General features: G+C 34.4%; 21 protein-coding genes and 2 pseudogenes. 10 read left to right on the forward strand and 13 right to left on the reverse strand.

Translation table 11 applies throughout. From position 1 onward, the window contains the following. Positions 1–3 precede the first annotated feature (3 nt). Genes OLM61_RS17880 through OLM61_RS17890 form a run of 3 tightly spaced genes read right to left on the reverse strand, consistent with a single transcriptional unit; the run spans position 4 to position 3,697 of the window. On the reverse strand, positions 4–1,392 hold the full coding sequence (locus tag OLM61_RS17880) for a bifunctional UDP-3-O-[3-hydroxymyristoyl] N-acetylglucosamine deacetylase/3-hydroxyacyl-ACP dehydratase (protein WP_264523957.1): 1,389 nt from the start codon (positions 1,390–1,392) through the stop codon (positions 4–6). Further along, positions 1,385–2,428 (reverse strand): UDP-3-O-(3-hydroxymyristoyl)glucosamine N-acyltransferase, encoded by a 1,044-nt coding sequence (lpxD, locus tag OLM61_RS17885; RefSeq protein ID WP_264523958.1) that lies wholly within the window; start codon positions 2,426–2,428, stop codon positions 1,385–1,387. Before lpxD ends, OLM61_RS17880 begins: the two co-directional genes overlap by 8 nt. A 39-nt stretch (positions 2,429–2,467) precedes the next feature. Further along, positions 2,468–3,697, reverse strand: a complete 1,230-nt coding sequence (locus tag OLM61_RS17890) for an HD domain-containing protein (protein ID WP_264523959.1) — start codon at positions 3,695–3,697, stop codon at positions 2,468–2,470. Positions 3,698–3,918: 221 nt separating this feature from the next. Between OLM61_RS17890 and OLM61_RS17895 the strand changes: the two are divergent. The 5 genes and pseudogenes from OLM61_RS17895 to OLM61_RS17915 all read left to right on the forward strand — a co-directional run bounded on the left by OLM61_RS17895 (position 3,919) and on the right by OLM61_RS17915 (position 8,191). Then, positions 3,919–5,471: pseudogene (locus tag OLM61_RS17895) on the forward strand (PglZ domain-containing protein). Between the two features lie 69 nt (positions 5,472–5,540). Next, positions 5,541–5,948, forward strand: a complete 408-nt coding sequence (gene tsaE / locus OLM61_RS17900; RefSeq protein WP_264523960.1) for a tRNA (adenosine(37)-N6)-threonylcarbamoyltransferase complex ATPase subunit type 1 TsaE — start codon at positions 5,541–5,543, stop codon at positions 5,946–5,948. Positions 5,949–6,014: 66 nt separating this feature from the next. Next, positions 6,015–6,488, forward strand: coding sequence for a GNAT family N-acetyltransferase (locus OLM61_RS17905; protein ID WP_264523961.1), 474 nt, complete (start codon positions 6,015–6,017; stop codon positions 6,486–6,488). A gap of 83 nt (positions 6,489–6,571) precedes the next feature. After that, entirely contained in the window at positions 6,572–7,771 is a 1,200-nt protein-coding gene (locus OLM61_RS17910; RefSeq protein WP_264523962.1) for an alanine dehydrogenase, read from the forward strand. 36 nt (positions 7,772–7,807) lie between these two features. Beyond that, positions 7,808–8,191 carry a DUF4258 domain-containing protein gene (locus tag OLM61_RS17915; protein ID WP_264523963.1) on the forward strand — a complete coding sequence of 128 codons (384 nt, stop codon included), beginning with the start codon at positions 7,808–7,810 and terminating at the stop codon, positions 8,189–8,191. A gap of 43 nt (positions 8,192–8,234) precedes the next feature. On the opposite strand, the gene OLM61_RS17920 is transcribed toward OLM61_RS17915, so the two are convergent. After that, a complete protein-coding gene (locus tag OLM61_RS17920) occupies positions 8,235–8,906 on the reverse strand; it encodes a uracil-DNA glycosylase (protein WP_264523964.1) in 672 nt (223 codons plus the stop codon). A gap of 110 nt (positions 8,907–9,016) precedes the next feature. Between OLM61_RS17920 and OLM61_RS17925 the strand changes: the two genes are divergently transcribed. Together OLM61_RS17925 and OLM61_RS17930 are read left to right on the forward strand one after the other, a co-directional pair. After that, positions 9,017–11,182 carry an endonuclease MutS2 gene (locus tag OLM61_RS17925; RefSeq protein ID WP_264523965.1) on the forward strand — a complete coding sequence of 722 codons (2,166 nt, stop codon included), beginning with the start codon at positions 9,017–9,019 and terminating at the stop codon, positions 11,180–11,182. Positions 11,183–11,446: 264 nt separating this feature from the next. Continuing rightward, on the forward strand, positions 11,447–11,860 hold the full coding sequence (locus OLM61_RS17930; protein WP_264523966.1) for a thiol-disulfide oxidoreductase DCC family protein: 414 nt from the start codon (positions 11,447–11,449) through the stop codon (positions 11,858–11,860). A gap of 307 nt (positions 11,861–12,167) precedes the next feature. Here OLM61_RS17930 and ettA read toward each other — a convergent pair. The 4 genes and pseudogenes from ettA to holA all read right to left on the reverse strand — a co-directional run bounded on the left by ettA (position 12,168) and on the right by holA (position 17,697). Next, positions 12,168–13,858, reverse strand: a pseudogene (gene ettA, locus OLM61_RS17935) (energy-dependent translational throttle protein EttA). A gap of 56 nt (positions 13,859–13,914) precedes the next feature. Further along, positions 13,915–14,097 carry a CAL67264 family membrane protein gene (locus OLM61_RS17940; protein WP_173968319.1) on the reverse strand — a complete coding sequence of 61 codons (183 nt, stop codon included), beginning with the start codon at positions 14,095–14,097 and terminating at the stop codon, positions 13,915–13,917. Between the two features lie 69 nt (positions 14,098–14,166). Beyond that, entirely contained in the window at positions 14,167–16,380 is a 2,214-nt protein-coding gene (locus tag OLM61_RS17945; RefSeq protein WP_264523967.1) for a hybrid sensor histidine kinase/response regulator, read from the reverse strand. 312 nt (positions 16,381–16,692) lie between these two features. Then, positions 16,693–17,697: a DNA polymerase III subunit delta gene (gene holA / locus OLM61_RS17950; protein ID WP_264523968.1), complete on the reverse strand. Its 1,005-nt coding sequence runs from the start codon at positions 17,695–17,697 to the stop codon at positions 16,693–16,695. A 93-nt stretch (positions 17,698–17,790) separates the two neighbouring features. On the opposite strand from holA, the gene OLM61_RS17955 reads away from it, so the two are divergent. From OLM61_RS17955 to OLM61_RS17965, 3 genes are read left to right on the forward strand one after another with little or no spacing between them, the layout of a single operon-like run. Beyond that, on the forward strand, positions 17,791–18,237 hold the full coding sequence (locus OLM61_RS17955) for a type I restriction enzyme HsdR N-terminal domain-containing protein (protein ID WP_264523969.1): 447 nt from the start codon (positions 17,791–17,793) through the stop codon (positions 18,235–18,237). 29 nt (positions 18,238–18,266) lie between these two features. Further along, a complete protein-coding gene (locus tag OLM61_RS17960; protein WP_264523970.1) occupies positions 18,267–19,286 on the forward strand; it encodes a glycosyltransferase family 2 protein in 1,020 nt (339 codons plus the stop codon). A 34-nt stretch (positions 19,287–19,320) separates the two neighbouring features. Then, positions 19,321–20,154: a flagellar motor protein MotB gene (locus OLM61_RS17965; RefSeq protein WP_173968421.1), complete on the forward strand. Its 834-nt coding sequence runs from the start codon at positions 19,321–19,323 to the stop codon at positions 20,152–20,154. Positions 20,155–20,477: 323 nt separating this feature from the next. On the opposite strand, the gene OLM61_RS17970 is transcribed toward OLM61_RS17965, so the two are convergent. From OLM61_RS17970 to OLM61_RS17990, 5 genes are all read right to left on the reverse strand, one after another. Next, complete coding sequence (locus tag OLM61_RS17970) at positions 20,478–21,506, reverse strand: carboxypeptidase-like regulatory domain-containing protein (protein ID WP_264523971.1); 1,029 nt, start codon at positions 21,504–21,506, stop codon at positions 20,478–20,480. 79 nt (positions 21,507–21,585) lie between these two features. Further along, complete coding sequence (locus OLM61_RS17975; protein WP_264523972.1) at positions 21,586–22,206, reverse strand: L-threonylcarbamoyladenylate synthase; 621 nt, start codon at positions 22,204–22,206, stop codon at positions 21,586–21,588. A gap of 125 nt (positions 22,207–22,331) precedes the next feature. After that, on the reverse strand, positions 22,332–24,668 hold the full coding sequence (locus OLM61_RS17980) for an ATP-dependent helicase (RefSeq protein ID WP_264523973.1): 2,337 nt from the start codon (positions 24,666–24,668) through the stop codon (positions 22,332–22,334). Positions 24,669–24,825: 157 nt separating this feature from the next. Next, positions 24,826–25,125 (reverse strand): hypothetical protein, encoded by a 300-nt coding sequence (locus tag OLM61_RS17985; RefSeq protein ID WP_264523974.1) that lies wholly within the window; start codon positions 25,123–25,125, stop codon positions 24,826–24,828. Between the two features lie 123 nt (positions 25,126–25,248). Beyond that, on the reverse strand, positions 25,249–26,016 hold the full coding sequence (locus OLM61_RS17990; protein WP_264523975.1) for a sulfite exporter TauE/SafE family protein: 768 nt from the start codon (positions 26,014–26,016) through the stop codon (positions 25,249–25,251). Positions 26,017–26,043 lie beyond the last annotated feature (27 nt).

Consider the following 26,043-nt stretch of genomic DNA (forward strand, 5'->3'; position numbering starts at 1 on the left):
TTATTATTGTTTTCTTGCAATTTGAGCCATTAATTCTGCCTCGGTCACTAATTTCCCATTTGCGTAAGCATTTGCCTGCATATGACAGATTCCTCTTCTGATTGGAGAAATCAACTCACATTTGAAAATTAACGTATCACCTGGCAATACTTTGTGTTTGAACTTAACATTGTCAATTTTCATGAAATAAGTCAAGTAATTCTCTGGATCCGGAACGGTACTTAAAACTAAGATCCCTCCCGTTTGCGCCATCGCTTCAACAATAAGAACTCCGGGCATAACTGGTGCTTCCGGGAAATGTCCAACGAAGAAATTTTCATTCATTGTAACATTTTTCAAACCAACCACATGACGATCCGACATTTCGATGATTCTGTCAATCAACAAAAATGGAGGTCTGTGAGGAAGCATCGCCATAATTTTATGAATATCCATCAAAGGCTCCTGGTTTAAATCGTAAACAGGAACATGATTTCTTTGCTCTATTTTAATGATTTTTGCCAATTTTTTAGCAAACTGAGTATTTACAAAATGCCCCGGTTTATTCGCTATAATTTTACCCTGAATACGAACTCCAATAAGAGATAAATCTCCAATTACATCAAGAAGTTTGTGTCTTGCTGCTTCGTTTGGATAGTGTAAAGTAAGGTTGTCTAAAACGCCGTTTGGTTTTACAGATATTTCATCTTTTCCAAAAGCTTTCTTTAAATTCGCCATTGTAGCTTCAGAAATCTCTTTGTCTACATAAACAATTGCATTATTTAAATCACCTCCTTTAATTAAACCATGCTCTAATAAAGATTCCAATTCATGTAAAAAACTAAAAGTTCTTGAACTCGCAATTTCTGTTTTAAAATCGGCAATACTTTTTAAGGTAGCATTTTGAGTACCTAAAACTTTAGTCCCAAAATCTACCATTGTAGTTACTTGATAATCATCACTTGGCATTACAAGAATCTCGCTGCCAGTTGCTTCATCGGTAAACGAAATTACTTCTTTCACTACATAAACATTACGGCTTGCGTCTTGTTCTTCTATCTCCGCTTTTTCAATTGCTTCAACAAAATATTTTGAAGAACCATCCATAATAGGAAGTTCTGAAGCATCTAATTCTATAATAACATTGTCCAGATCACATCCAACTAATGCCGCCAAAACATGTTCTGGAGTTTGAATTTTTACGCCTAGTTTTTCTAAATTAGTACCTCTTTGCGTATTCACAACATAATTAGCATCAGCCTCAATGACTGGCTGGCCTTGCAAATCTACTCTTACAAAAGTGAAACCGTTATTAATTGGAGCTGGTTTAAAAGTCATTGTAACTTCTTTCCCAGTGTGTAATCCAACGCCTGTTAGTGAAATTTCATTTTTGATGGTCTTCTGTTTAACCATTATTTCCATTTTTTGGGTTTATTATTTGTTTTTTTAATTCTTCTACTTCGGCAACTATTTTAGGCAGATTTTTGAAATGAACATACGATTTATTAAAATCGGTATATCCAAGAGACGGTGTCCCTTGTAATATTTCATCATCCTTAATGTTTCTTGCTACTCCTGACTGAGCCTGCAATCTCACATTATTCCCTATTGTCAAGTGTCCTGCGATACCTACTTGCCCGCCAATCATACAGTTTTCGCCAATTTTTGTAGAACCGGCCACACCAGATTGCGCTGCAATTACGGTGTTTTTGCCAATTTCAACATTATGTGCAATCTGAATCTGATTGTCTAATTTAACTCCTTGTCTTATGATTGTCGAACCAAGAGTTGCTCTGTCTATTGTTGTATTGGCACCGATATCAACGTTATCTTCGATAATAACATTACCAATTTGTGGTACCTTACTGTAAACTCCTTCTTCATTCGGAACAAAACCAAAACCATCCGCACCAATGATAGTACCGGAATGAATAGTACAATTGTTACCAATTATAGTTTCAGAGTAAATTTTAGCGCCTGCAAAAATATACACATTATCGCCAATAACAACATTATCGCCAATAAAACTGTTTGGGTAAATTTTTACATTATTACCTAAAATCACGTTTTGTCCAATATAACTAAAGCTTCCTAAGTACAAATTGTCTCCGTATTTAGTGCCTTCTGTTATATAAGACTGCGGTTCTATGCCGTTTTTGTTTAATTTAACCTGATTGTAAAACTCTAAAAGCTTAGAAAAAGAAGCGTAGGCATCTTCTACTTTTATTAAAGTTGTGGTAATTTCCTGCTCAGGCACAAAGCTATCATTAACAATAGTTACAGATGCTTTAGTCGTATATATGTGGTTGATATATTTTGGATTGGCCAAAAAAGTAAGCGATCCCTCCTCACCTTCTTCTATTTTAGATAATCGAGAAACTTCTACATTGGGATTCCCAACAACTTCTCCTTCTAAAATTCCCGCTATTTGTTCTGCTGTAAATTTCATTGCGACAAAAATATAAAAAATAGATTTTAAATGTTAATTTTAGATAAGTTGTTTTGGGAAACAGATGTAATATTTTGTCACCAATTTAGATAAAGACCTTAAATTCAACTGATCAGATGCTTCTACAACATCTTCAATTGTTTTGTCTTTTTTCAAAATTCGTATCGGTTCAGCTTCTTTACTGTAGGCCTGATTTTTAATTTTTCCGCCAAAAATAAAATAACCCGCTTCTAATTGTGTAATATGGTGCTCGTTAGCGAATTCTTCTTTCAGAGATTGTAATTCTTCGGCCGGTATTTTTTCTGCAGTAAGCTTAATTTTAAGCAAATCTCTGTTAATAAGCATTTTGCTTAAAGTGGAAAGAATAAAATCATCCTGTTTCTGCCAGGCTTTTAAGGCGCTGATAATATCAAAATCATCAAGTTGAGAGAATAAATCTAATTTTTCGGCGTCAAAGTCCTCTAAAGTTACCCTGTTCTTCATAAAATACATAAGAGGCTCGCTGCAAGGCAAAGACACTCCTTTTAAAGTCAGTTCTCTTGCTCTTTTCAGTACCCTCATCAAAATCAATTCAGCCACCAGACTTGTTTTATGCAAATAAGCCTGCCAGTACATCAGCCTTCTTGAAAGCAAAAACTTTTCGACTGAATAAATCCCCTTTTCTTCAATTACCAAAATACCATCGACTACATTCATCATCTGAATCAAACGTTCAGAGTTGACATTTCCTTCCGCTACACCAGTATAAAAACTATCTCTTTTCAAATAATCCATTCGGTCCATATCCAACTGACTGGAAATCAATTGCAGCATGAATTTTCGATGATAATCCCCTTTAAAAACCTGAATGGCGAGACTCAGTCTTCCTTCAAATTCTTCATTTAACTGGTTCATAAACAACAATGAAATAGCTTCATGGTTCACATCTTCCACAATACTCTTCTCCATCGCGTGTGAAAAAGGGCCGTGACCAATGTCATGCAGTAAAATTGCAATGTACAACGCATTCTCTTCTTCAGCTGAAATTGCTACTCCTTTAAAACGAAGTGTGTCTACAGCCTTCTGCATGAGATGCATACAGCCCAAAGCATGATGAAAACGTGTATGATTAGCACCGGGATAAACCAAATACGACAATCCCATTTGCGAAATGCGGCGTAAACGCTGAAAATACGGGTGCTGAATTAGGTCGTAAATAAGTTCGTTCGGAATGGAAATAAACCCGTAAATGGGATCATTAAATATTTTTAACTTATTGATATGAGTCACTATTTGGTTATTTTTAAGTCAACAAATATAAGTAATTAACTATAACGAAGTTTGCGTTTTTTGCTTAAAAATTGCTAAACCTTTAGTCTGAATATCAATTTAATAGCGATACCTTAAAAACTTATTCTGTAAAAATTACCATTCTCAATTCTGAAATTTATACTATTTTTAATACTTTTTAAGTTCTATACTTCTAAATTGCATTAAAATAAAAATCGTTTATGGACAAGATAAAAATACTTTGGGTCGATGATGAAATCGATCTTTTAAAGCCACATATATTATTTCTGGAGAAAAAAAACTACACCGTAACAACTTCTAACAACGGCTTAGATGCTATTGCTTTGTTTGAAGAAGACAATTTTGATATTGTTTTTTTAGATGAAAATATGCCCGGAATGAGTGGTCTGGAGACGCTTTCTGAAATGAAAGAGAAAAAATCGGCAATCCCGATGATTATGATTACCAAAAGTGAAGAAGAATACATCATGGAAGAAGCCATTGGTTCTAAAATCGCTGATTATCTGATCAAACGGTTAATCCAAATCAGATTTTACTGAGTTTGAAGAAAAACCTGGACCATTCGAGGTTGATTTCTGAAAAAACAACCTTAGATTATCAAAAAGAGTTCAGAAAGATCTCTATGGAATTGGCGATGGTAAATTCTTTTGAAGACTGGATAGAACTGTATAAAAAATTGATTTTCTGGGAACTGGAACTTGAGAATATTAACGATCAGGCGATGATTGAAATTCTTGAATCTCAAAAGGTTGAAGCCAATTCGCAATTCGGAAAATACATCGAAAGAAACTACGAAGACTGGTTTGCTCCAAAAGCTGATAAACCTATTCAGTCACACAATTTGTTTAAAGAATTAGTGGTTCCCGAAATCAAAAAGAAAGATAAACCAATTTTGTTTGTCGTAATTGATAATCTTCGTTACGATCAATGGAAATCTTTTGAAACTGTGGTTTCTAATTATTACAAACTGGAAAAAGAAGTGCCTTATTTCTCTATACTTCCAACAGCTACCCAGTATGCACGTAATGCTATTTTCTCTGGTCTTTTACCAATAGAAATGGAAAAACAATTTCCACAATACTGGAAAAACGACGTCGAAGATGGCGGTAAAAACCTGTATGAAGCCGAATTTCTTTCAGCACAATTAAAACGTTTGGGTCTAAACATTAAGGAAGATTACTTTAAAATTACCAACTACGCTGGTGGAAAAAAACTGGCAGAAAATTTCAAAGCCCTAAAAGGCAACGATTTGGTAACTGTTGTGTATAATTTCGTCGACATGTTATCGCATGCTAAGACCGAAATGGAAGTCGTAAAAGAATTAGCTTCTGACGATAAAGCGTATCGTTCGCTCACGTTAAGCTGGTTTAAAAACTCCCCTCTTCTGGAAATTATTCAGCAAGCACAGTTGTTAGGATTCAAACTAATTCTAACCACCGATCACGGTACTATTAATGTAAAAAATCCTTCGAAAGTTGTTGGAGATAAAAATACAAGCTTAAATTTGCGCTACAAAACCGGGCGTAGTTTAACGTACGAACAAAAGGATGTTTATGTCGTAAAAGAACCTAAAGTGATTGGTTTGCCTGCCATAAACATGAGCAGTTCGTTTATTTTTGCTAAAAATGATTATTTTTTAGCTTACGTAAACAACTACAATCATTATGTGAGTTATTACAAAAATACCTATCAGCACGGAGGAATTTCATTAGAAGAAATGATTATTCCGTTTTTAGTATTTAATCCGAAGTAAAAAGATTTCGGTCGCAGTTTTCAGCAGAGACTGTAAACTGCGACTGAGACTAATCAAAATAAACAAGAAATGAATATCGTTTTTTCATTAGATCAAATCAAAGAAGTAGCAGAGCAAATTTTAGCCTCAAATCCAAAAAAAATCATCCTTTTTAATGGAGAAATGGGCGTTGGAAAAACTACTTTAATCAAGCAATTGTGTAAAAGCCTGGGAGTTCAGGACGCGACCAGCAGTCCAACTTTTTCTTTAGTTAACGAATACTATACTGCTAATAATCAAATTGTTTATCATTTTGACTTTTACCGATTAAACAAAGAAACCGAAGCTCTGGATATGGGCGTTGATGATTATTTGTACTCTGGAAACTGGTGTTTTATAGAATGGTCTGAAAAAATTGCGAATCTGCTTCCGGAAGAAACTTCTGTGATTTCAATTGAGTTACAGGCAGATGGACAAAGAAAACTTGAATTAAATTAATTACACAAAGATTCGCATAAGCAGCAATAAAAATGCTTAAAGAATTTTTGAGAAACAAGATTGAAAATGAATACCCAGGACACAGTCGAAATAATTCCTTTCTCTTCCGATCTGAAAGAGCATGTAAAGATCTTAAATATAGAATGGCTTCAAAAGTATTTTAGAGTTGAAGAAAGAGACGAAGTCGTGCTTTCCAATCCACAGGAAGAAATTATAGACAAAGGAGGGTTGATTTTTTATGCCAGATACAAAGGCGAAATCATTGGAACGGTCTCTTTGATGAAAATTAATGATACCACATTTGAATTGAGTAAAATGGCGGTTTCAGATAAAGCACAAGGTCTGGGAGTTGGAAATAAACTATTAGAACACTGCATGACCGTTGCCGAAAACAATAATATTAAAAAGTTATTCCTGTATTCCAATCGCATACTGCTTCCCGCGCTTCATTTATATGAGAAATTTGGTTTTATAGAGGTTCCTTTAGAAGATGTAAGTTATGAAAGAGCAGATATAAAGATGGAGAAAATTCTGTCTTAATTCTTAAACAAGTATTAGCAGAATTTTTACATTGATTTTAAAACTTTTTACGTAATTTGTACTCTTAATTTTTCGCACCACCCATGTCAATTACCTTAACCCCATTTACGAAACAGCAATTGTTGCCACAAGAAGAAAAACTTGAAATTGGCCGATTCAAAAGCGAGCTTTTTATAGGAATTCCTAAAGAAACGAGTTATCAGGAACGTCGTATTTGCCTGACACCGGATGCAGTAAACTCTTTGACTTATGAAGGTCACAGAGTAATGATTGAGGCCGGAGCGGGAGAAAGTTCAAGTTATACCGATAAAGAATACTCAGATGCCGGGGCTGAAGTAACAAAAGATACTAAAAAAGTTTTTGGATGTCCGTTGTTGCTTAAAGTTGAACCCCCGACAATAGCTGAAATCGAAATGATTAATCCGGAAACGATTATAATTTCGGCCATTCAGTTAAAAACGAAGAAAAAGGGATACTTTGAAGCTTTGGCTCAAAAAAAGATCACAGCACTTGCTTTTGAATATATTAAGGACGAAGACGGATCCTATCCTGCGGTGAAATCATTGAGTGAGATTGCCGGAACAGCTTCTATTTTGATTGCTGCTGAATTAATGATCACAGATGAATTTGGAAAAGGTCTTTTGTTTGGAAACATTACCGGAGTCCCTCCTACTGATGTTGTCATATTAGGAGCCGGAACTGTTGGTGAATTTGCTGCCAAAACGGCTATAGGTCTTGGAGCGAATGTTAAAGTTTTCGACAATTCGATTACCAAATTACGTCGTTTACAAAACAATCTGAACCAACGCATTTTTACATCAACCGTTCAGCAAAAAGCCTTATTAAAAGCATTAAGACGTTGTGATGTTGCGATTGGTGCTATGCGTGGCAAAGAACGTTGCCCGATTATTGTTACGGAAACCATGGTGGAACACATGAAAAAAGGAGCAGTAATTGTCGACGTGAGTATTGATACCGGCGGATGCTTTGAAACTTCGGAAGTTACCACTCATGAGAAACCAACTTTTATTAAAAGCAATGTGCTTCATTATTGCGTACCTAATATACCTTCACGATACTCTAAAACAGCTTCGTTGTCTATAAGTAACATTCTGACTCCCTACTTGCTTCAAATAGCGGAAGACGGTGGCTTGGAAAGCGCGATCAGATGTAATAAAGGTTTAAAAAACGGAATTTACCTGTACCACGGAATCCTTACTAACAAAGCAATTGGCGAATGGTTCGATTTACCGGATAACGATATTAATTTACTTGTATTTTAAGGGAACTTTAGTGTACCTTTGCAAAAAAAATATTTCATGAAGTTCGTACATCGTTTTGCTTATTATTTGATTGGTTTGGTTATAGGATGTTTTTTTGTAGCCCTTGTGTTCAGTGGAAAAGATACACGTTGCAATTACTTTCCAAACGCCAGAGTTTTAAACAATTTACGTACGAAGCCTTTTCAGTATTCTGATAAAGCAATTCAGACTTTAAATGAAAAATGGGTTGACACTGCTGATATTAAAAGTACACTAACCTATGGAGATGTTGATTTTGATAAAAGTAATGTACCAGTAAATAAAGGAAAGCTTTATATCATTGAAGGTAAAACTGCGAAAAACCAAGAGATTATCTTAAAAGTAGTTAACTACGAGGATAAAGCGATTTTAGAGGAGATTATCAAAAAAGATAAAGAGTAATCACTGTTATCTCCAATAAAACTTTATTGGTTATTGTTTTTTTTTACAACCATTCAATGGCTGTTATTCCTTTAGATTTCAGGAATTCATTTGTTTTACTAAAATGCTTGTTTCCGAACCATTTTCCCTGGTTAGCACTCATTGGTGAAGGATGTCCGGATTCTAAAATGCAATGTTTCGAACGATCTATTTTAGCCCCTTTTTTCTGAGCAAAGCTTCCCCATAATAGAAAAACAACATTTTCTTTCTGATCAGAAATGGCTTGAATTACGGCATCCGTAAACAAATTCCATTTCAGGTGTTTATGACTATTTGGACTGTCTTTACGAACGGTTAATGAAGCATTTAAAAGCAAAACACCTTGCTCTGCCCATTTCTCAAGATTCCCTGAAGTTGGCATAAAAATAGAATCGAGATCATCATTTAATTCCCGATAAATATTGCGTAGTGATGGTGGAATTTTGACCGAATCATTTACAGAAAAGCTTAAGCCATTGGCCTCTCCTTCTCCATGGTAAGGATCCTGTCCAATAATAACTACTTTTAAGTCTTCAAAAGCACAGCTGTTAAATGCTGAAAAAATCAATTCTTCTGGTGGGTAACAGGTATGTGTCTGGTATTCTGTTTCCAGAGCTGCTGTTAAGGCTGTAAAATAGCTTTTTGAGTTTTCTTCTTTAAGTACCGCTTCCCAGCCTAGAGAAAGATTGATTTTCATTTTTTGATTTTTATTACAAATTACGCAAAGTTTTCTTCAAAGTACTAATTAATAGTGCTATTTCGTTTTAAAACTTTGTAACTTTGAACCTTTACAACTTACGATATATAATGATATCTATTACCGAAAAAACATTACAAGATTTACAATTTCCAACAGTACTCGAAACCATTTCTGCAGGCTGTAATACTGATATTGGAAAAGAAAAAGCTTTACAAATAACTCCTTTTAGAGATAAAGAAACATTGATGCAGGCTTTAATGCAAACATCAGAATATGTTTCCTCCTTTCAAAATAACAACGCCATTCCCAATCATGGGTTTGACGCGATCACGCACGAAATTAAGTTTCTGGCTATCGAAGATAGTTTTCTGGAAGTGGGCAGCTTTAGAAAAATTGCAACCCTTTCTTCAACCTCCAACTTTTTATTAAATTTCCTTAAAAAGTTTGATGATTATTATCCGAATCTAAACGCCAGAGCTTCACGTGTTGAATATACCAAAGATATCGTAACGACCATTGATGCAATTGTAGACAAATACGGAGAGATCAAAGACAATGCTTCGCCGGCTTTGCTGAGCATACGACAAAATATGAATCTGGTTCGTGGTAAAGTAAACCAGAGTTTTGGAGTAGCCCTGACACAATACAATAGCCTTGGTTATTTGGATGATATTAAGGAAAGTTTTGTACAAAACCGTAGAGTTTTAGCTGTTTTGGCCATGTACCGCCGAAAAGTGAAAGGTTCTATTTTAGGAAGCTCAAAAACCGGAAGTATTGCTTATATCGAACCTGAAGCTACTTTAAAATACTCGAGAGAACTGGCAAATCTGGAATACGAAGAGAAAGAAGAGATTACCCGAATTTTAAAGCAATTGTCGAACGCGATTCGACCGCACTTACCTTTGTTAATCGAGTATCAGGAATTTTTAAGTGATATTGACGTTGTTGCCGGAAAAGCAAAATACGCCAATAGAATTAACGGAATTTTACCTGCCATTACCGAAGAGAGAAGATTGTTTTTCAGAGAGGCTTATCATCCTATTTTATACCTGAACAACAAGCAGAAAAACGAAGTTACGCATCCTCAGACCATTGAATTAAAGCAAGATAACCGAATTATTGTCATTTCGGGACCAAATGCGGGTGGAAAAACAATTTCTTTAAAAACGGTTGGTTTGCTGCAACTGATGTTACAATCAGGAATGTTGATTCCGGTTCATGAACGAAGTGAAACATTCTTGTTTGACCGAATTTTAACGGACATTGGAGATAATCAATCCATTGAAAATCACCTAAGTACCTATAGTTACCGTTTGAAGAATATGAATTACTTCCTGAAGAAGTGCAACAAGAAAACCATGTTTTTGATTGACGAATTTGGTACAGGTTCTGATCCTGAATTAGGAGGTGCTTTAGCAGAAATATTTCTTGAAGAATTTTACCACCGTGAAGCTTTTGGAATTATTACCACGCATTATTCCAACCTAAAAATTCTGGCCAACGAATTGCCTTATGCAACCAATGCGAATATGATGTTTGATGAAAAAACATTAGAACCGATGTACAAGTTGGCATTAGGACAGGCCGGAAGTTCATTTACTTTTGAAGTCGCGCTGAAAAATGGAATCCCTTTTGGATTGATTAATCGTGCCAAAAAGAAAATTGAAGTGGGTAAAGTTCGTTTCGACAAAACCATTGCAACACTTCAGAAAGAACGTTCTAAGCTTGAAAAGACATCTCTTAATTTAAAAGAGGAAGAAACCAGAGCTCGTGAGGAAAGCAAGAAGATGGAAAACATCAATGTAAAAATCAAGCAAAAACTAGAAAGCTATCAGGAATTGTACGACAGCAACCAAAAGACGATTTACATTGGCCAAAAAATAGAAGATATTTCAGAGAAATACTTTAACAATAAAAATAAAAAAGAGCTTATTGGAGAGTTTTTGAAAATTATAGAAATTGAGAATTCAAAACGCAAAAAAGCAACCCCGAAAGAAGTCAAGGCCATAATCGAAAAGAAAAAAGAAGTAATTGCCGAGATTACGGTAAAAGTAGAGGAAATTCGAAAAGAGAAAAAAGAAAAGAAACTTAAGCCTGTAATCGAAAAACCAAAACCAATTTTAAAAGTGGGTGACAGAGTCAGAATGCTTGACGGAAGATCTGTTGGAAGTATTGATGCCATCGAAAAAAATAAGGCAACAGTCAACTACGGAATTTTTACTTCAAAAGTAAGTTTGGATGAATTGGAATTGGTGGAAGCTGTTAAAAAGTAAATTTTAAGCTCTAACCCTGTTTTTGAACCTTTAAAAGTTTAAAAAAGAAGCAAAAATTAAAATAAAGCGATTTACGCAACGATTTCTTGAAAGACAGTTGTGAAGATGGATATTTTTCAAAAACAGCTTATATTTAATTTATGTAAGCTGTTTTTGATGTGTAAAATTTATTGATTTTGTCATTTTAATAAACAAAACTAATACGGAGTGATTGTCATCATTTTTGATATTCCCTGAAACTTAAAACCTGAAATTTTTCGTCAAATGCAAAATCTTCCAAAAAACAAAAAAATAATCCTCTTTGACGGTGTTTGCAATTTATGCAACGGTGCTGTTCAGTTTATCATCAAACATGATAAAAAAGATAATTTTCGTTTTGTGGCTTTGCAATCTGAGTTGGGAATTGAAATTTGTCAATATATTGGTGTGGATCCGAATAAAATCGACAGCATTATTTTATACGATCCCGGTGTTGCCTATTATCTTAAATCATCTGCTGCAATTGAAATTGCCGATAACCTGGGTGGAATTTACAGTTTACTTTCTGTTTTTAAAATTTTACCAGAAAAACTTCGAAATTACCTTTATGACTATGTTGCGAAAAACCGTTACAAATGGTATGGCAAAAAAGAAAGCTGCATGATTCCAACTGTGGAATTGAAAGCTAAGTTTCTTTAAATAATAAAAATTCCAATATTTTAAATTCCAATGCTTAGTGTAATACTTGTCATTTCGAGGAACGAGAAGTCACATTCGCAAAGCAACAAAGATTGGAGAAATACTTTATGGAGTTTCTAATGTGATTTCTCGTTCCTCGAAATGACATACTTTGTCAAGATAAAAAATCCCAATAGTTAACGCAATATTTGTCACTTCGACGGAGGAGAAGTCACATGTGCAAATCGACAAAGATTTACTGTAATAAAAAATCCCAAATTCACTATAGTTGGAATTTGGGATTTTTTTATTGAAAATTCAGATCTTATTATCTAATCAATTTTCTGTATTTCAAACGTTTTGGAGTTAAATCACCACCTAAACGTTTCTTTTTGTTTTCTTCATAATCAGAGAAACTTCCTTCAAAGAAATATACTTCTGAATCACCTTCGAAAGCTAATATGTGTGTACAGATTCTGTCCAGGAACCATCTGTCGTGTGAAATAATTACAGCACAACCAGCAAAATTCTCTAAACCTTCTTCAAGTGCACGTAGTGTATTTACGTCCAGGTCATTCGTAGGCTCATCCAGTAAAAGAACATTTCCTTCTTCTTTCAACGTCATGGCTAGGTGCAAACGGTTACGTTCTCCACCAGACAACATTGATACTTTTTTGTTTTGCTCACCACCTCCAAAATTGAAACGTGATAAGTATGCTCTTGAATTTACCTGCTTACCTCCCATCATCACCAATTCCTGACCGTCGGCAAAATTCTCCCAAATCGATTTGTTTGGATCAATGTTTGAGTGTGACTGATCAACATAAGCAATTTTTACCGTTTCACCAACTGAAAATTCCCCACTGTCGGTAGCCTGCTCTCCCATAATCATTTTGAAAATGGTCGATTTACCAGCACCGTTTGGTCCAATGATTCCAACAATACCCGCTTGTGGCAAAGTAAAGTTCAGATTGTCATATAATAATTTGTCTCCAAAAGCTTTGGCTACATTTTTTGCTTCTATAACATTCGTTCCTAAACGCGGACCATTTGGAATGTAGATTTCCAAGTTTTCATCCAGTTGTTTTTGGTCTTCATTTAATAATTTGTCGTAGTTCTGTAAACGGGCTTTTTGTTTGGTCTGACGACCTTTTGCTCCCTGACGAACCCATTCCAACTCGCGCTCTAAAGTTTTTCTGCGTTTAGAAGCAACTTTTTCTTCCTGAGCCATACGGCTTGATTTTTGATCCAACCAAGAAGAATAGTTTCCTTTCCATGGAATACCTTCACCTCTGTCTAACTCTAAAATCCAACCCGCAACATTGTCTAAGAAATATCTATCGTGCGTTACTGCAATTACAGTTCCTGCATATTGAGCTAAATGCTGCTCTAACCAAAGAACTGATTCAGCATCAAGGTGGTTGGTAGGCTCATCCAATAATAATACATCAGGCTGTTGCAACAACAAACGACATAAAGCTACACGACGACGCTCACCCCTGAAAGGTTTTTGATAGGTGTATCTCCCTCCGGAGTACGCAAAGCATCCATCGCGATTTCAAGTTTGGTGTCAATTTCCCAAGCCCCAAGAGCATCAATTTTATCTTGTAAAGCCGCCTGACGATCCATTAACTTGTCCATTTTGTCCTGATCTTCGTAGTTTTCAGGTAAACCAAACAAATCATTAATCTGATTGTACTCTTCAAGAACAGCCATAGTTTCAGCAGCTCCTTCACGAACAATTTCGATTACAGTTTTAGAATCATCAAGAATTGGTTCCTGCTCTAAATAACCAACGGTATAACCCGGTTGAAAAACAACATCACCCTGATAGTTTTTATCAACTCCGGCAATAATTTTTAAAAGTGATGATTTTCCGGAACCATTAAGACCTAAAATACCAATTTTAGCTCCGTAAAAGAAACTCAGGTATATATTTTTAAGTACTGGTTTGTCTGCTCCCTGATAGGTTTTACTCAATTTTTGCATTGAGAAAATTACTTTCTTATCGTCTGACATATTATGTTTATTGTTATTAGTTTATTTTTTAATTTGATAGTGCAATTGACGGTGAATTAAACTCTTCCTTTCAAAGCGTTAAAAACCCAGGCGATAGAGAAAAAACCAACTCCAACTGCAACAAATCCCCAACCGGAAACGTCTCTGTATCTAAAAGCGCCAAGACCTATAAGTAACAATCCCATAAGTACCATTATAAAAGTAGCCCATCCTAAAATGGTATTTTTATTCATTCCCATAATTGCGTTATTAGTATTTTAAATGTAGTATTTTTTTAGAGATGCAAATATCGTGAATTTTCGTAAATCTTAGAGCGTTTTTAGTGCAACATATTTTAAAATTGTTTTGCACAAAATATCAGGATTTATTGGCTTGTCTAGTTTTTCTAAAATTTTAGCTTTTTGAAAATTATTACTACATATATTTTCTGAAATGGCTGTCAAAGCTACAATTGGTATTTCAGGTTTTAAACCGCTAATAATTTCTGAGGCTTCAAACCCATCCATAATAGGCATCATAATGTCCATCAGTATTATGGCGTATTCTTTTTCTTTTACTTTCTCTATTGCTTCAAGACCGTTATTGGCCACATCACAATTAAAACCTTTGCTGATTAAAATTTTACTAGTTAACAACTGATTTATTTTATTGTCTTCCACTAGCAAAACTTCAATATTTGAGAGCTCCTCTTTTTGTTCCTGATGATTTGCAAAACAGGATTCATTTTGAATTTCTTTACAGATGTCAAAATCGATTACAAACGAAAAAGTAGTTCCTTTATCCTTTTTAGATTTAACTTCAATCGTGCTATTAAAAAGTTCTAAGGTTTTTTTGATAATCGACAACCCTAATCCGCTCCCGCCATAATTAATATTGATTTCTGTAGATTCCTGTATAAAAGGTTCGAATATTTTATTTTGAACGTTTTCTGAAATTCCAATTCCTGTATCAGAAATGTCAAATTTAACACTGGCTTTATCGTTGTTAACGTTAATCAGTGCTGCTTTTAAAGTTACTGTTCCATTTTTCGTAAATTTTGTAGCATTTGTCATCAGCTCCATGATAACCTGAGTGAATCTTATCTCATCACTCTTTAAAGTCTGTGGAATTCTGTCATCAAAATCAAGTAATATGGTATTGTTATTCGTCGTATTTATTTTAAACATTTCAATAACAGCGGTCAATATCTCTTTAAGATTAACATCTTTAAACTGTAAATTAATCCTATCGTCTCGTTTTAGATTTTTAAAATCTACTATATTATTGATAAAGCCTAAAAGGTAATCGGAAGAAAAGTTTAAATTTTTGATATAGTCTTTCTTCAGTTGTTCCGATTCTTCGTTTTCGAGTAAATAGGCTGTTCCTCTTATCGTATTTAAAGGAGTTTTTAATTCGTGTGTTACGACATCGAGAAAATTATCTTTTATTTTTGAGGCTTCGTTCAACTCTTTGTTTATTTTTTCCAACTCCGAATTTTTCCTTTCCAGAATCAAATTAACCTTCATTTTATACTGATAGGCTCTAAATTGAATCATAAATAATACGATGAGTATTGTAACTAGCAGCAATGAAAAAAATAGCAGATAATTTTTATAAGACTCACTTACGCTTTCAAGTCTGGCTTCATTAATTTTTCTCCTATTTTCAATATTTTTTATTTTCAAAGTATTATTCAATTTGTTTGACTTTTGAATAAGCCTCATTCTGTATTGATTGAGTCTGATATACTTTGATACTGAGATTTGATAAAATTTTGTTGCAGTCGCCAAATCGCCCGTATTGTAATAATACATTGCCTTTAATTCATTCAGCTTTGCGTCATAAGGAACTCTTCCATCAGCATAGGGTACCTGAGTTTTCTCTACAAGTTGCAGATACTTATAAACGCTATCATTTTCTTTCAGGTGGTAATAATCTTCGGAAATGAAGAGGTATAAATTAGGAATTTTAAAATTATTCTTCTTCGAGGTATTGCTTTTTCTAATGTTTTCAAGTGAAATCATAGCAAAATCTATCGATTTCTTGTAGTCTTTATGAGACTTATAGTACGCCGAGAGGTTGTAGTTTATGTTTATATTGTCCTCATGGTTGCCGTATTTTTTTATTAATCGTTGCGCTTTCAAATCATACTGGTGAGACAATGACTTGCTGCCTTCGTAATATCTTAAATCGCCAAGGGCTTCGTACAATAGCGCCAACTCCCGCTTGTTATGGTGTTTCTTTAAGATCTGAAAATTTTCAAAGAGATACGCATTCGGGGTTCCAAAACTTCGTAAATAAGAGATCAGCTTGATACTTTCTCTGTGAAAAAGCAAAAGACCTGCAGTATCTTTTCTTGACTTTAAGGAAGCTTCTGTTGCATTTAAGAGTTTAAGCCCCAAAAGATGATTTTGAACATTCTCCGTTCGGATTAGTTTTTTGATACTATCAATCTTTGACACTATAGCATCCGGGTTTGTTTTTAAGAGTATTTGAGACTGGGCATAACTCTTAAAAACAGTAGATAGGCAGACAAATAACACAAGAATGACTTTTATTCTTGTGTTGCATAGGTTTAAGGTAGATGGGGTCACCGAATTGTTTTATGTAAATAATATTCAGGAAATATAATAAAATTACATTGTCTTTGCTATAATTATAGTTAATTAATTATATGTTATTTTGATAAATCAGTTAAAGAACTCTGTTAGTTTTGAGTATTTAACAACAAAGGACTAAATATATCTCATTAAGTAAGATTTTAAACAATACTATTTCAGCCTAATAAATCAGGATAAAAGGATACATTCGCTTCAAACGAAGACACTTGCAGCAGTATGTTATCTTAAAATTATTTAATTAAATATTTTATACAGCATTTCTTTTAATAAATCAGATTGTGGCAATGCATTGGCTCCTACTCCTTTGCTTTTAATATCAACATCACGCAAGGCTCCTACAATCTGACTTACTTTACGCATAGGATAATTTTTTATGGCCAAATCATACTCCTTTAAAAAATAAGGATTTACACCAATTGCTGCCGCGACATTTTTAGGGTTTTTATCTTTCAGTCCGTGATATTTTAGAAGCTGAACAAAGAATCCAAATACTAATCCAGTTGTCATTACCAGTGGATATTCCTTCGGATTGTGTGCAAAATTCTCTGCAATTTTATAGGCTTTCAGCTGGTTTCGCTCCCCTATGGCTTTTCGAAGCTCAAAAACATTATAATCTTTACTAAAACCAATATTCTCCTCAATATGCTGTGGAGTTATCATGGTGCCTTGCGGTAAAATAATCTGAAGCTTTTCGAGTTCGTTATTAATCTTACTCAAATCGGTTCCTAAAAATTCAACCAGCATGGCATTGGCTTTTGGATCAATGGTGTATTTTTTTCCTGCAAGAACACGCTTTATCCAGTCACCAACCTGGTTTTCATATAATTTTTTACTTTCGTAAACGACTCCTTTCTGAGCGAGTAGTTTGGTTACTTTTTTTCGTTTGTCGAGTGTTTTGTATTTGTAACAAAAAACCAATACGGTTGTTTGCATTGGATTGGCGACATAAGATTCAATTTTATCAATTGTTCTGGATAAATCCTGTGCTTCTTTTACAATAACAACCTGACGATCAGCCATCATCGGATAGCGCTTGGCCGTTGCTACGATATCTTCAACAGAGACATCTCTTCCGTACAAAACGGTTTGATTGAATCCCTTTTCTTCTTCAGCAAGCACATTTTGTTCGATATACTCCGATAATTTATCAATATAATAAGGTTCCTCCCCCATTAAAAAGTAAATTGGTTTTATATCTCCCGCTTTTATCTCATTAACAATTTTTACAACTTCGTCCATTAAAATTTTGTTTCAAGTTTCAGATTTCTGCTTATGGTTTCAAAACTTGAAACTTTAAATCAGAAACCTAAAACTATTTTATATTTTTGTCTTATGTTAAAACTTAATTTTCCAACATATACTTTCCGATTCAAAAATAGCGAAAATAAAGTGTCTATTTTTGATGAAATCAGGAAAAAATTTATCATTCTTACTCCTGAAGAATGGGTTCGCCAACATGTTGTTCGGTTTCTGATGATTGAAAAAAAGTACCCAAAATCGTTAATAAACGTTGAAAAAGTACTTACGGTCAATGGCTTGCGAAAAAGATACGATGTAGTTGTTTTTAATTCTGATGGCTCTATACATATATTGGTAGAATGCAAAGCACCCGAAGTTAAAATCTCGCAGACAACTTTTGATCAGATTGCGCGTTACAATATGACAATGCAGGCACGGTTTTTGAACGTCACAAACGGACTTAGTCATTTTTACTGTCAGATGGACTTTGAAAATGAAAAGTATCAGTTTTTAAGAGGCTTACCGGATTATAACGAATAAAATAATATTAAAATAAATAAAAATTACTTTTGGATAAAATAGCTGTTGTAATTTTAAATTGGAATGGAGTAAAATTGCTGGAACAATTTTTACCTTCCATTATTCAATTTTCTGAGGGAGCTCAAATATATGTAGCTGATAATGCTTCAACAGATGATTCTATAAGTTTCGTTAAGAACAATTTTCCCACCATCAAGATCGTTCAAAACAATGGCAATCATGGCTTTGCAAAAGGTTATAATGATGCTTTAAAACATATTGATGCTGAGTTTTATGCTTTGGTGAATTCAGATATAGAAGTAACTCAAAATTGGCTTAATCCTATTATTGAAACTTTTGAAAATGAAAAGTTAACCGCTATTATTCAGCCGAAGATTCTGGACTATAAAAACAAAGAATACTTTGAATACGCAGGTGGAGCCGGTGGTTTCATTGATAAATATGGATTTCCATTTTGTCGCGGACGTATTTTTGATACTATCGAAAAGGATAACGGACAATACGATGACAACTGTGAGTTGTTCTGGGCGTCAGGGGCTTGTTTTTTTATCAGAAGTGAAGTCTATCATGACCTGGGAGGTTTTGATGAAAGCTTTTTTGCGCATCAGGAAGAAATTGATTTGTGCTGGCGTGCTGCAAATGAAGGACACATCATTAAGTACAATTCGGCTTCAATTGTCTATCATGTAGGAGGGGCTACTTTGCAACAGGGAAATCCGAAAAAGACCTTTTTAAATTTTAGAAATTCATTATTAATGCTTGTCAAAAATTTACCAAAAAAGGGATTGTTCTTTGTGATTTTCTTCCGAATGGTTTTAGATGGTATCGCCGGTATTCGTTTTCTTACACAAGGAAAGTTCGGGCATACTTTTGCCATTTTGAAAGCGCATTTCTCTTTTTATTGCATATCTTTAAGATACCTTAGGAAACGTAAAGATTTCCAGATACAACAATACTATACCGTGAAAAGTATCGTTTACTTGTATTACATAAAGAAATTACTTGTATTTAAAGAAATCTTTAACAGTAATCAAAATATTAAGAACTAAATTTGTAATCAACGTTTAATTAAATATAATACCTATGAGAAAAATAGTTATCGCACTATCAGTATTAATGGCCTTAACTTCGTGTGTATCGAAAAAGCAATATGCTGCTTTAGAAGCTAAGAACAAAGAGATACAAGATTTATTAAACTCTTGCACAGTTAAATTAAATACTTGTCTCGAAGAAAAAGCAGGATTGGCAGCAACTGCTGAAAGCTATAAACAACACAATCAGGACTTGATCAGTACTTCTAAGGATTTAACTGTTTTAACTACTAAAGGAGCTGAGAACCTTGAAAAATCTTTAGAAAGCTTAAAAGAAAAAGATTTAAAAATATCTAGACTTCAGGATGCTTTAACTAAAAAAGACAGTGTAACATTGGCTTTAGTTACAAGCTTAAAAGGAGCTGTTGGAATTAATGATCCGGATATCGAAATCAACGTAGAAAAAGGAGTTGTATTTATTTCTATCGCAGATAAATTATTATTTAAAAGCGGAAGTTATGACGTAAGCGACAAAGCAAAATCTGTTTTAGCTAAAGTTGCAAAAGTTGTAAACGACAAACCAGATTTCGAATGTATGGTTGAAGGTCATACAGATGACGTTCCATACAAAAGCAACGGAATTATCTTAGACAACTGGGATTTAAGTGTTAAACGTTCTACTTCAATCGTTCGTGTATTAACTAATGATCTTGGTGTAAACCCTGCAAAATTAATCGCAGCTGGTAGAAGTTCTTACGTACCATTAGTAGCTAATGATACTCCGGACAACAAAGCTCGTAACAGAAGAACTCGTATTGTGGTTATGCCAAAAATCGATCAGTTCTATGATATGATTGAAAAAGAAATGAAAAAACAAGCGAAATAATCTCGTTTTTACATAGTTCATTAAACAGAAAAAGCAGGTCAATCGACCTGCTTTTATGTATTCCTAATTTTTTAATAACCAATTAAATATAAATCAAGAATAGCATTATCTTTAAATTAACTAACTAAATTTTAACTAATCTAAAGTTAGTTAATTATTTTAGATTATTATATCATTTAAGTTTTTTTTTACAAATAGCCCGATTGGCTATTTTTTTTGCCTTTTAACGACTCTATATCGTAATTAAGAGGCAACATATCAGCCACTTTCTTTTCTTTAATTTTCCCTAAATATCACGTTATTTAAAGAACATCTCAGAATTTCTATTTTATCGCATAATTTAAAGGTAACATTTCTGCTACTCTTTCTTCTCCAATTTGACCTAAAAATACAATATCAGATATGTTAGAGTTATTTCCATATTTATAAACGTAAAAAGTATCTGTCTCAAAAATAACACTTGATTCTTCTTTATTTTTAAATAAAAGATCGTAGGATGCAATATAACTTTCATTCTTATTTTTCTCTTTTGGCTGCTTTACCACTTCTACCTTTGTATAAAATTCACCTTTGGATATTTTGAAACAATTTTCAGAAAAAACTTTATCGTAATTTTTAGACATTAAAAACTCATCTTTACTCCATACGTTATTGACTAAATTTCTAAAGAAGTTAATTTGGGAGCCTTTGAATGCTTCTTCCCTTTTTTTAGAAATAACTTCTGAATTGGCAGTTTCTTCAAAAAGACTCATACCAACGTAAAAATTTTTGATTACATCCCTCGAAAATATACTTAGATTGCTAAAGGTAATTTCAAACTTTTGCAATTGATAACTAATTTTATAGCCTAAAGAAGGATTTAAAATTATTAATGGTTTATCAGAAAAAGCTTTTAAAATAAAATTTTGCTTATCATATTTAAAATAAATATCATTTTCATTTTGAATGACAACTTTTTCACTGTTTACTGTTTTTCCAATAAAATACTCTCTGAATATTTTTAATTTCTGACTTCTTGAAAACTTATCTTTTCTACTTACCACTACTTCGTTAAGCGAATTTTTAGCAGCATGCAAGTGTATGTTAAAATTTTCCGGGGAATCAAAATCCGATATATACTCATTTTCGTATCCGTCGATACTTACTACCAGAATACGATTGGCACTAGGCTCGAATTCAATGGTATAATTTCCTTCTGCATCGGAAATCGTTGAAATGGTTGTTCCGTCAAAGTAAATATTTGCGCCTTTAAGCGGAATATCGTCTTTTCCAGTGATCTTCCCTTTGAGGGTGTTTTGCGAAATTACACTGATTGAAACCAATAAGAATAAAAATAGAAAGTGGTTTTTCATAAAATAATAAAGGTTTGATTAATTATTAGCTAATTACTCAAACCTTTATCTATAAACCTAAAAAATATTTAGTTTTTTCTTATAAAATATCAACATCTCCTTTTCCTTCTCTCACAATTACCGGCTCATGTTCAGACAGGTCTATGATTGTTGACCCTATATTATCGCCATATCCGCCATCAATGACCAAATCTACGAGATTCTGCCATTTTTCAAAAATCAATTCCGGATCTGTTGTGTACTCAATTACATCATCTTCATCTCGAATAGAAGTCGATACCACGGGATTTCCCAACTGACGTACAATTTCAAGGATGATGTTGTTGTCAGGTACACGAATACCAACGGTTGTCTTCTTTTTAAACTCCTTAGGCAGGTTATTATTTCCTGGCAAAATAAAGGTATAAGGCCCCGGCAACGCTCTCTTTAGAATTTTAAAAGTTGACGTATCGATTTGGCGCACATAATCGGATAAATTGCTTAGATCGTGGCAGATGAACGAGAAATTTGCTTTCTCCAGCTTAACCCCTTTTATTTTTGCAATTTTTTCCAAAGCACGCGAATTGGTAATATCACAACCTAAACCATAAACAGTATCGGTTGGGTAAATTACCAAGCCTCCATTCTGAAGTACTTTTACCACTTTGGCTATTGCAGCTTCACTGGGTTTATCCGGGTATATTTTTATGAACTCAGCCATTTTTTTAGTTTAAAGTTTGTTTTTTTTAGGCTACACTTTTTTTGTTTCAAGTTTCAGGTTTCAGGTTTCAAGTTTCAGGTTGCTGTGGAGTAACTTGAAACATGAAACTTGAAACAAAAGATTTCCTATCCTACAACATCTAATTTAGCAAATCTTAGCAACAATTTCTTGATTCCGCCTACCTCAAATTTTATTTCGGCTTTTTTATCGGCACCAACACCTTCCAAATTCACCACTTCTCCTTTTCCAAAGCGTTCGTGCATCACCACATTTCCGATTGTTAGTTTGTTATCAAACAAATTCGGAGCAGCACCATTTGGATTGACACCCCCAACGGGTTTTAATTTTCTAATATTCAAATCCGGTTTTGGATCATTGCCTGTAACATGTTTGGGCGGAGTACTTCCGATCGGTTTTGCCAAACGCAATTTGGATTTATCGATATCTCCAAAAATATCTCCGTCGATTGGTGACTTATAACGATAATTGGTTTCTGAGGGTGTTAAATACTCCAGATATTGACCGTCAATTTCTTCAATAAAACGTGATGGTTCACTATCCGTCAGTTTTCCCCAACGGTAACGCGACTGCGCATAAGTTAGATAAGCCTGATGCTCTGCACGGGTTAAAGCTACGTAAAATAAACGACGTTCTTCCTCTAATTCGCTACGGGTGCTCATACTCATGGCGCTCGGAAACAAGTCCTCTTCCATCCCCACCACAAAAACATGAGGAAATTCAAGTCCTTTAGCCAGGTGAATGGTCATCAACGCTACACGATCTTCATCAGAAGTATCTTTATCCAAATCTGTAGCCAGTGCCACATCTTCCATAAATTCTGATAAAGCTCCTCTTGCACCGTCAATTTCTTTTTGTCCTTCAGTAAAATCTTTCAGACCGTTTAAAAGCTCTTCAATGTTCTGAATCTTTGCCATTCCTTCCGGCGTAGCATCTTTCTTCAATTCCTGAACAAGTCCTGTTTTTTTGGCTACATAATCTGTAATATAAAAAGCATCCTGATTCTGGTCGATCACTTGAAAACTCTGGATCATGGTAACAAAGTCTTTTACTTTATTCTTTGTACCGGCATTTAATTTCAAATCGATTTTGTCAATATTAACCATCACTTCCCAAATCGAACGTTTGTAATGATTGGCTGCAATGGTCAGTTTTTCAACCGTTGTATCTCCAATTCCACGCGCAGGATAATTGATTACACGAACCAAAGCCTCTTCGTCTTTTGGATTGATTACCAGACGCAGGTAACACAATACATCTTTAATTTCTTTACGTTGATAGAAAGACAATCCTCCGTAAATTCTGTATGGGATATCGCGTTTCCTTAAGGCATCCTCCATCGCACGGGACTGTGCATTGGTACGGTACAAAATTGCAAATGAACCGTTATGCAGCTGGTTTTGCATTTTCTGTTCAAAAATGGTACTGGCAACAAAACGCCCTTCTTCGGCATCCGTAATGCTTCTGTGGACTTTAATTTTTGCACCAAAATCATTTGCCGTCCAAACTACTTTATCCAGTTTGGTCTTATTGTGCTCCATTACCGTATTTGCGGCTTCTACTATGTTTCGGGTAGAACGGTAATTTTGCTCCAAACGAAACATTATTACGCCTTCATAATCCTTCTGGAAGTTCAAAATATTATTGATATTCGCTCCACGGAAGGCATAAATACTCTGCGCATCGTCTCCAACCACGCAAATATTCTGGAATTTATCCGATAACGCTCTTACAATCAAATATTGAGAATGGTTTGTATCCTGGTACTCATCAACCAAAATATAACGAAAACGATTTTGATATTTCGCTAAAACTTCCGGAAAACGAGTTAGTAATTCATTGGTTTTAAGCAGTAAATCATCAAAATCCATGGCACCTGCTTTAAAACAGCGCTCTACATACTGCTGATAGATTTCACCTAAACGTGGTCTTTTGGCCATTGCATCGGCTTCGACTAGTTCAGGGTTATTAAAATAGGCTTTTACTGTAATCAAACTGTTTTTGTAGTTTGAAATACGACCTAAAATCTGCTTTGGTTTATAGATGTCACGATCCAGCTGCATTTCTTTTATAATAGAAGAAATCAATCTGGCAGAATCCTGAGAATCGTAAATAGTAAAATTTGAAGGATACCCTAAATGATCCGATTCTGCACGAAGAATACGCGCAAAGATGGAGTGGAAAGTTCCCATCCAAAGATTCTTAGCTTCGCTGGCTCCTACGATATCTGAAATCCTGTGTTTCATTTCGCGGGCCGCTTTGTTGGTAAAAGTTAGTGATAAAATATTGAAGGCATCAATCCCCTGAGCCATCAAATAAGCAATTCTAATGGTTAAAACACGAGTTTTTCCTGAACCTGCACCAGCAATAATAATCATTGGCCCGTCTTTCTTTAAAACCGGCTGTCTTTGTGCTTCATTGAGCTGGTCAATGTACTTTTGCATGAAATTTTTCTCCATAATGATGCAAAAATAGCAATTATAGATGTAAAAAGAAATTAGTTCGTGAGTAAGTTATTAAGGTTTCAAGTTAGTTATAGTTTATAGTAAAAACTCTATATTTTTCTGATTGCCCCTCTTTTAAATAGCGAAAAAACGAAGATCAGATATTGAACCTAGTTCTTAGTTTTTCTTTAAATTCTGAATAGTCAATAGTACGACCTGCTTTAATGTTTTCTTCGCTTTTTTGAAACTCTTGGATTAATATTTCTTCTGGAAATAATATTGCTGTAATAAGCTTTACTTCCTGATGTGTGAAATTTTTAGATTTCAATTTCCGATAATAAGTCGCATGTTTTAAGCCCAGTTTTTGCATGAAAAACTCTGCTTTATAATAGGATTTGCCAATTAACTCGGGTAGGCTATTGATGTAATTCTCATAATTTTCAACTATTTCTATCATATTATGATCTTTTAAAATAATAAAGTATGATACAAAAATAGCATTTGTCGCTACAACAACATCATAATCTGCTAATTATAACTTATTAGCCTCAGAAACTTAGTGCCTTAGTATCTTAGAGCCTTACTTATAAAATACATCGTACGAGAATCGGATTAAAGTACCGATTACCACAATTAGAAAGAATACCCGAATAAAGCCATTACCTTTATTTATGGCAAGTTTTGCTCCAAGCCATCCCCCTAGTCCGTTGCTTACTGCCATAGGAATAGCGATTGTCCAAATGATTTTTCCTTTAATTGCAAACAAACAGATCGAGCCAAAGTTGGTTGCCAGATTCACCATTTTTGCATTTGCGGAAGCATGTAAAAAATCAAATCCCATCAAAGCAATAAAGGCTACGACAAAAAAACTTCCGGTACCCGGACCAATAAATCCGTCGTAAAAACCAACAATTATACTGATGAGAACTGCATACAAGATTTGTGTTGCAAAGGAATGATCTTTGGCTTCATGTTGTCCAAAGTTTTTCTTGGCGTAGGTATAAATCAACAACAGCGATAAAACCACCAATAAAAGCGGTTTCATAAAATCGTTGCTTACATAAGTCAGTAAAGTAGAACCCAAAAATGCCGACGGGACCGCCAAACACATCATAATTAAAAGGAGCTTCCACTGAATCACCACTTTTTTGAGATATTGAAAGGCCGCAAAAGCAGTTCCTGTAAAAGCGGGCAATTTTAAAGTACCTATCACAGTAGAAACGGGCAAATTGGGCAATAGTATCAGTCCCATTGGGGTTTGAATTAATCCGCCGCCACCTACTATAGCGTCGATAAATCCTGCTGCAAAAGCTGCTAAACAAAGTAAAATGATGATGTAGGTTTCCATTATGATTGTATTTGAAGTCGTTTTAAG

The organism is Flavobacterium sp. N502536 (genome assembly GCF_025947345.1).
Taxonomy (GTDB): Bacteria; Bacteroidota; Bacteroidia; order Flavobacteriales; family Flavobacteriaceae; genus Flavobacterium.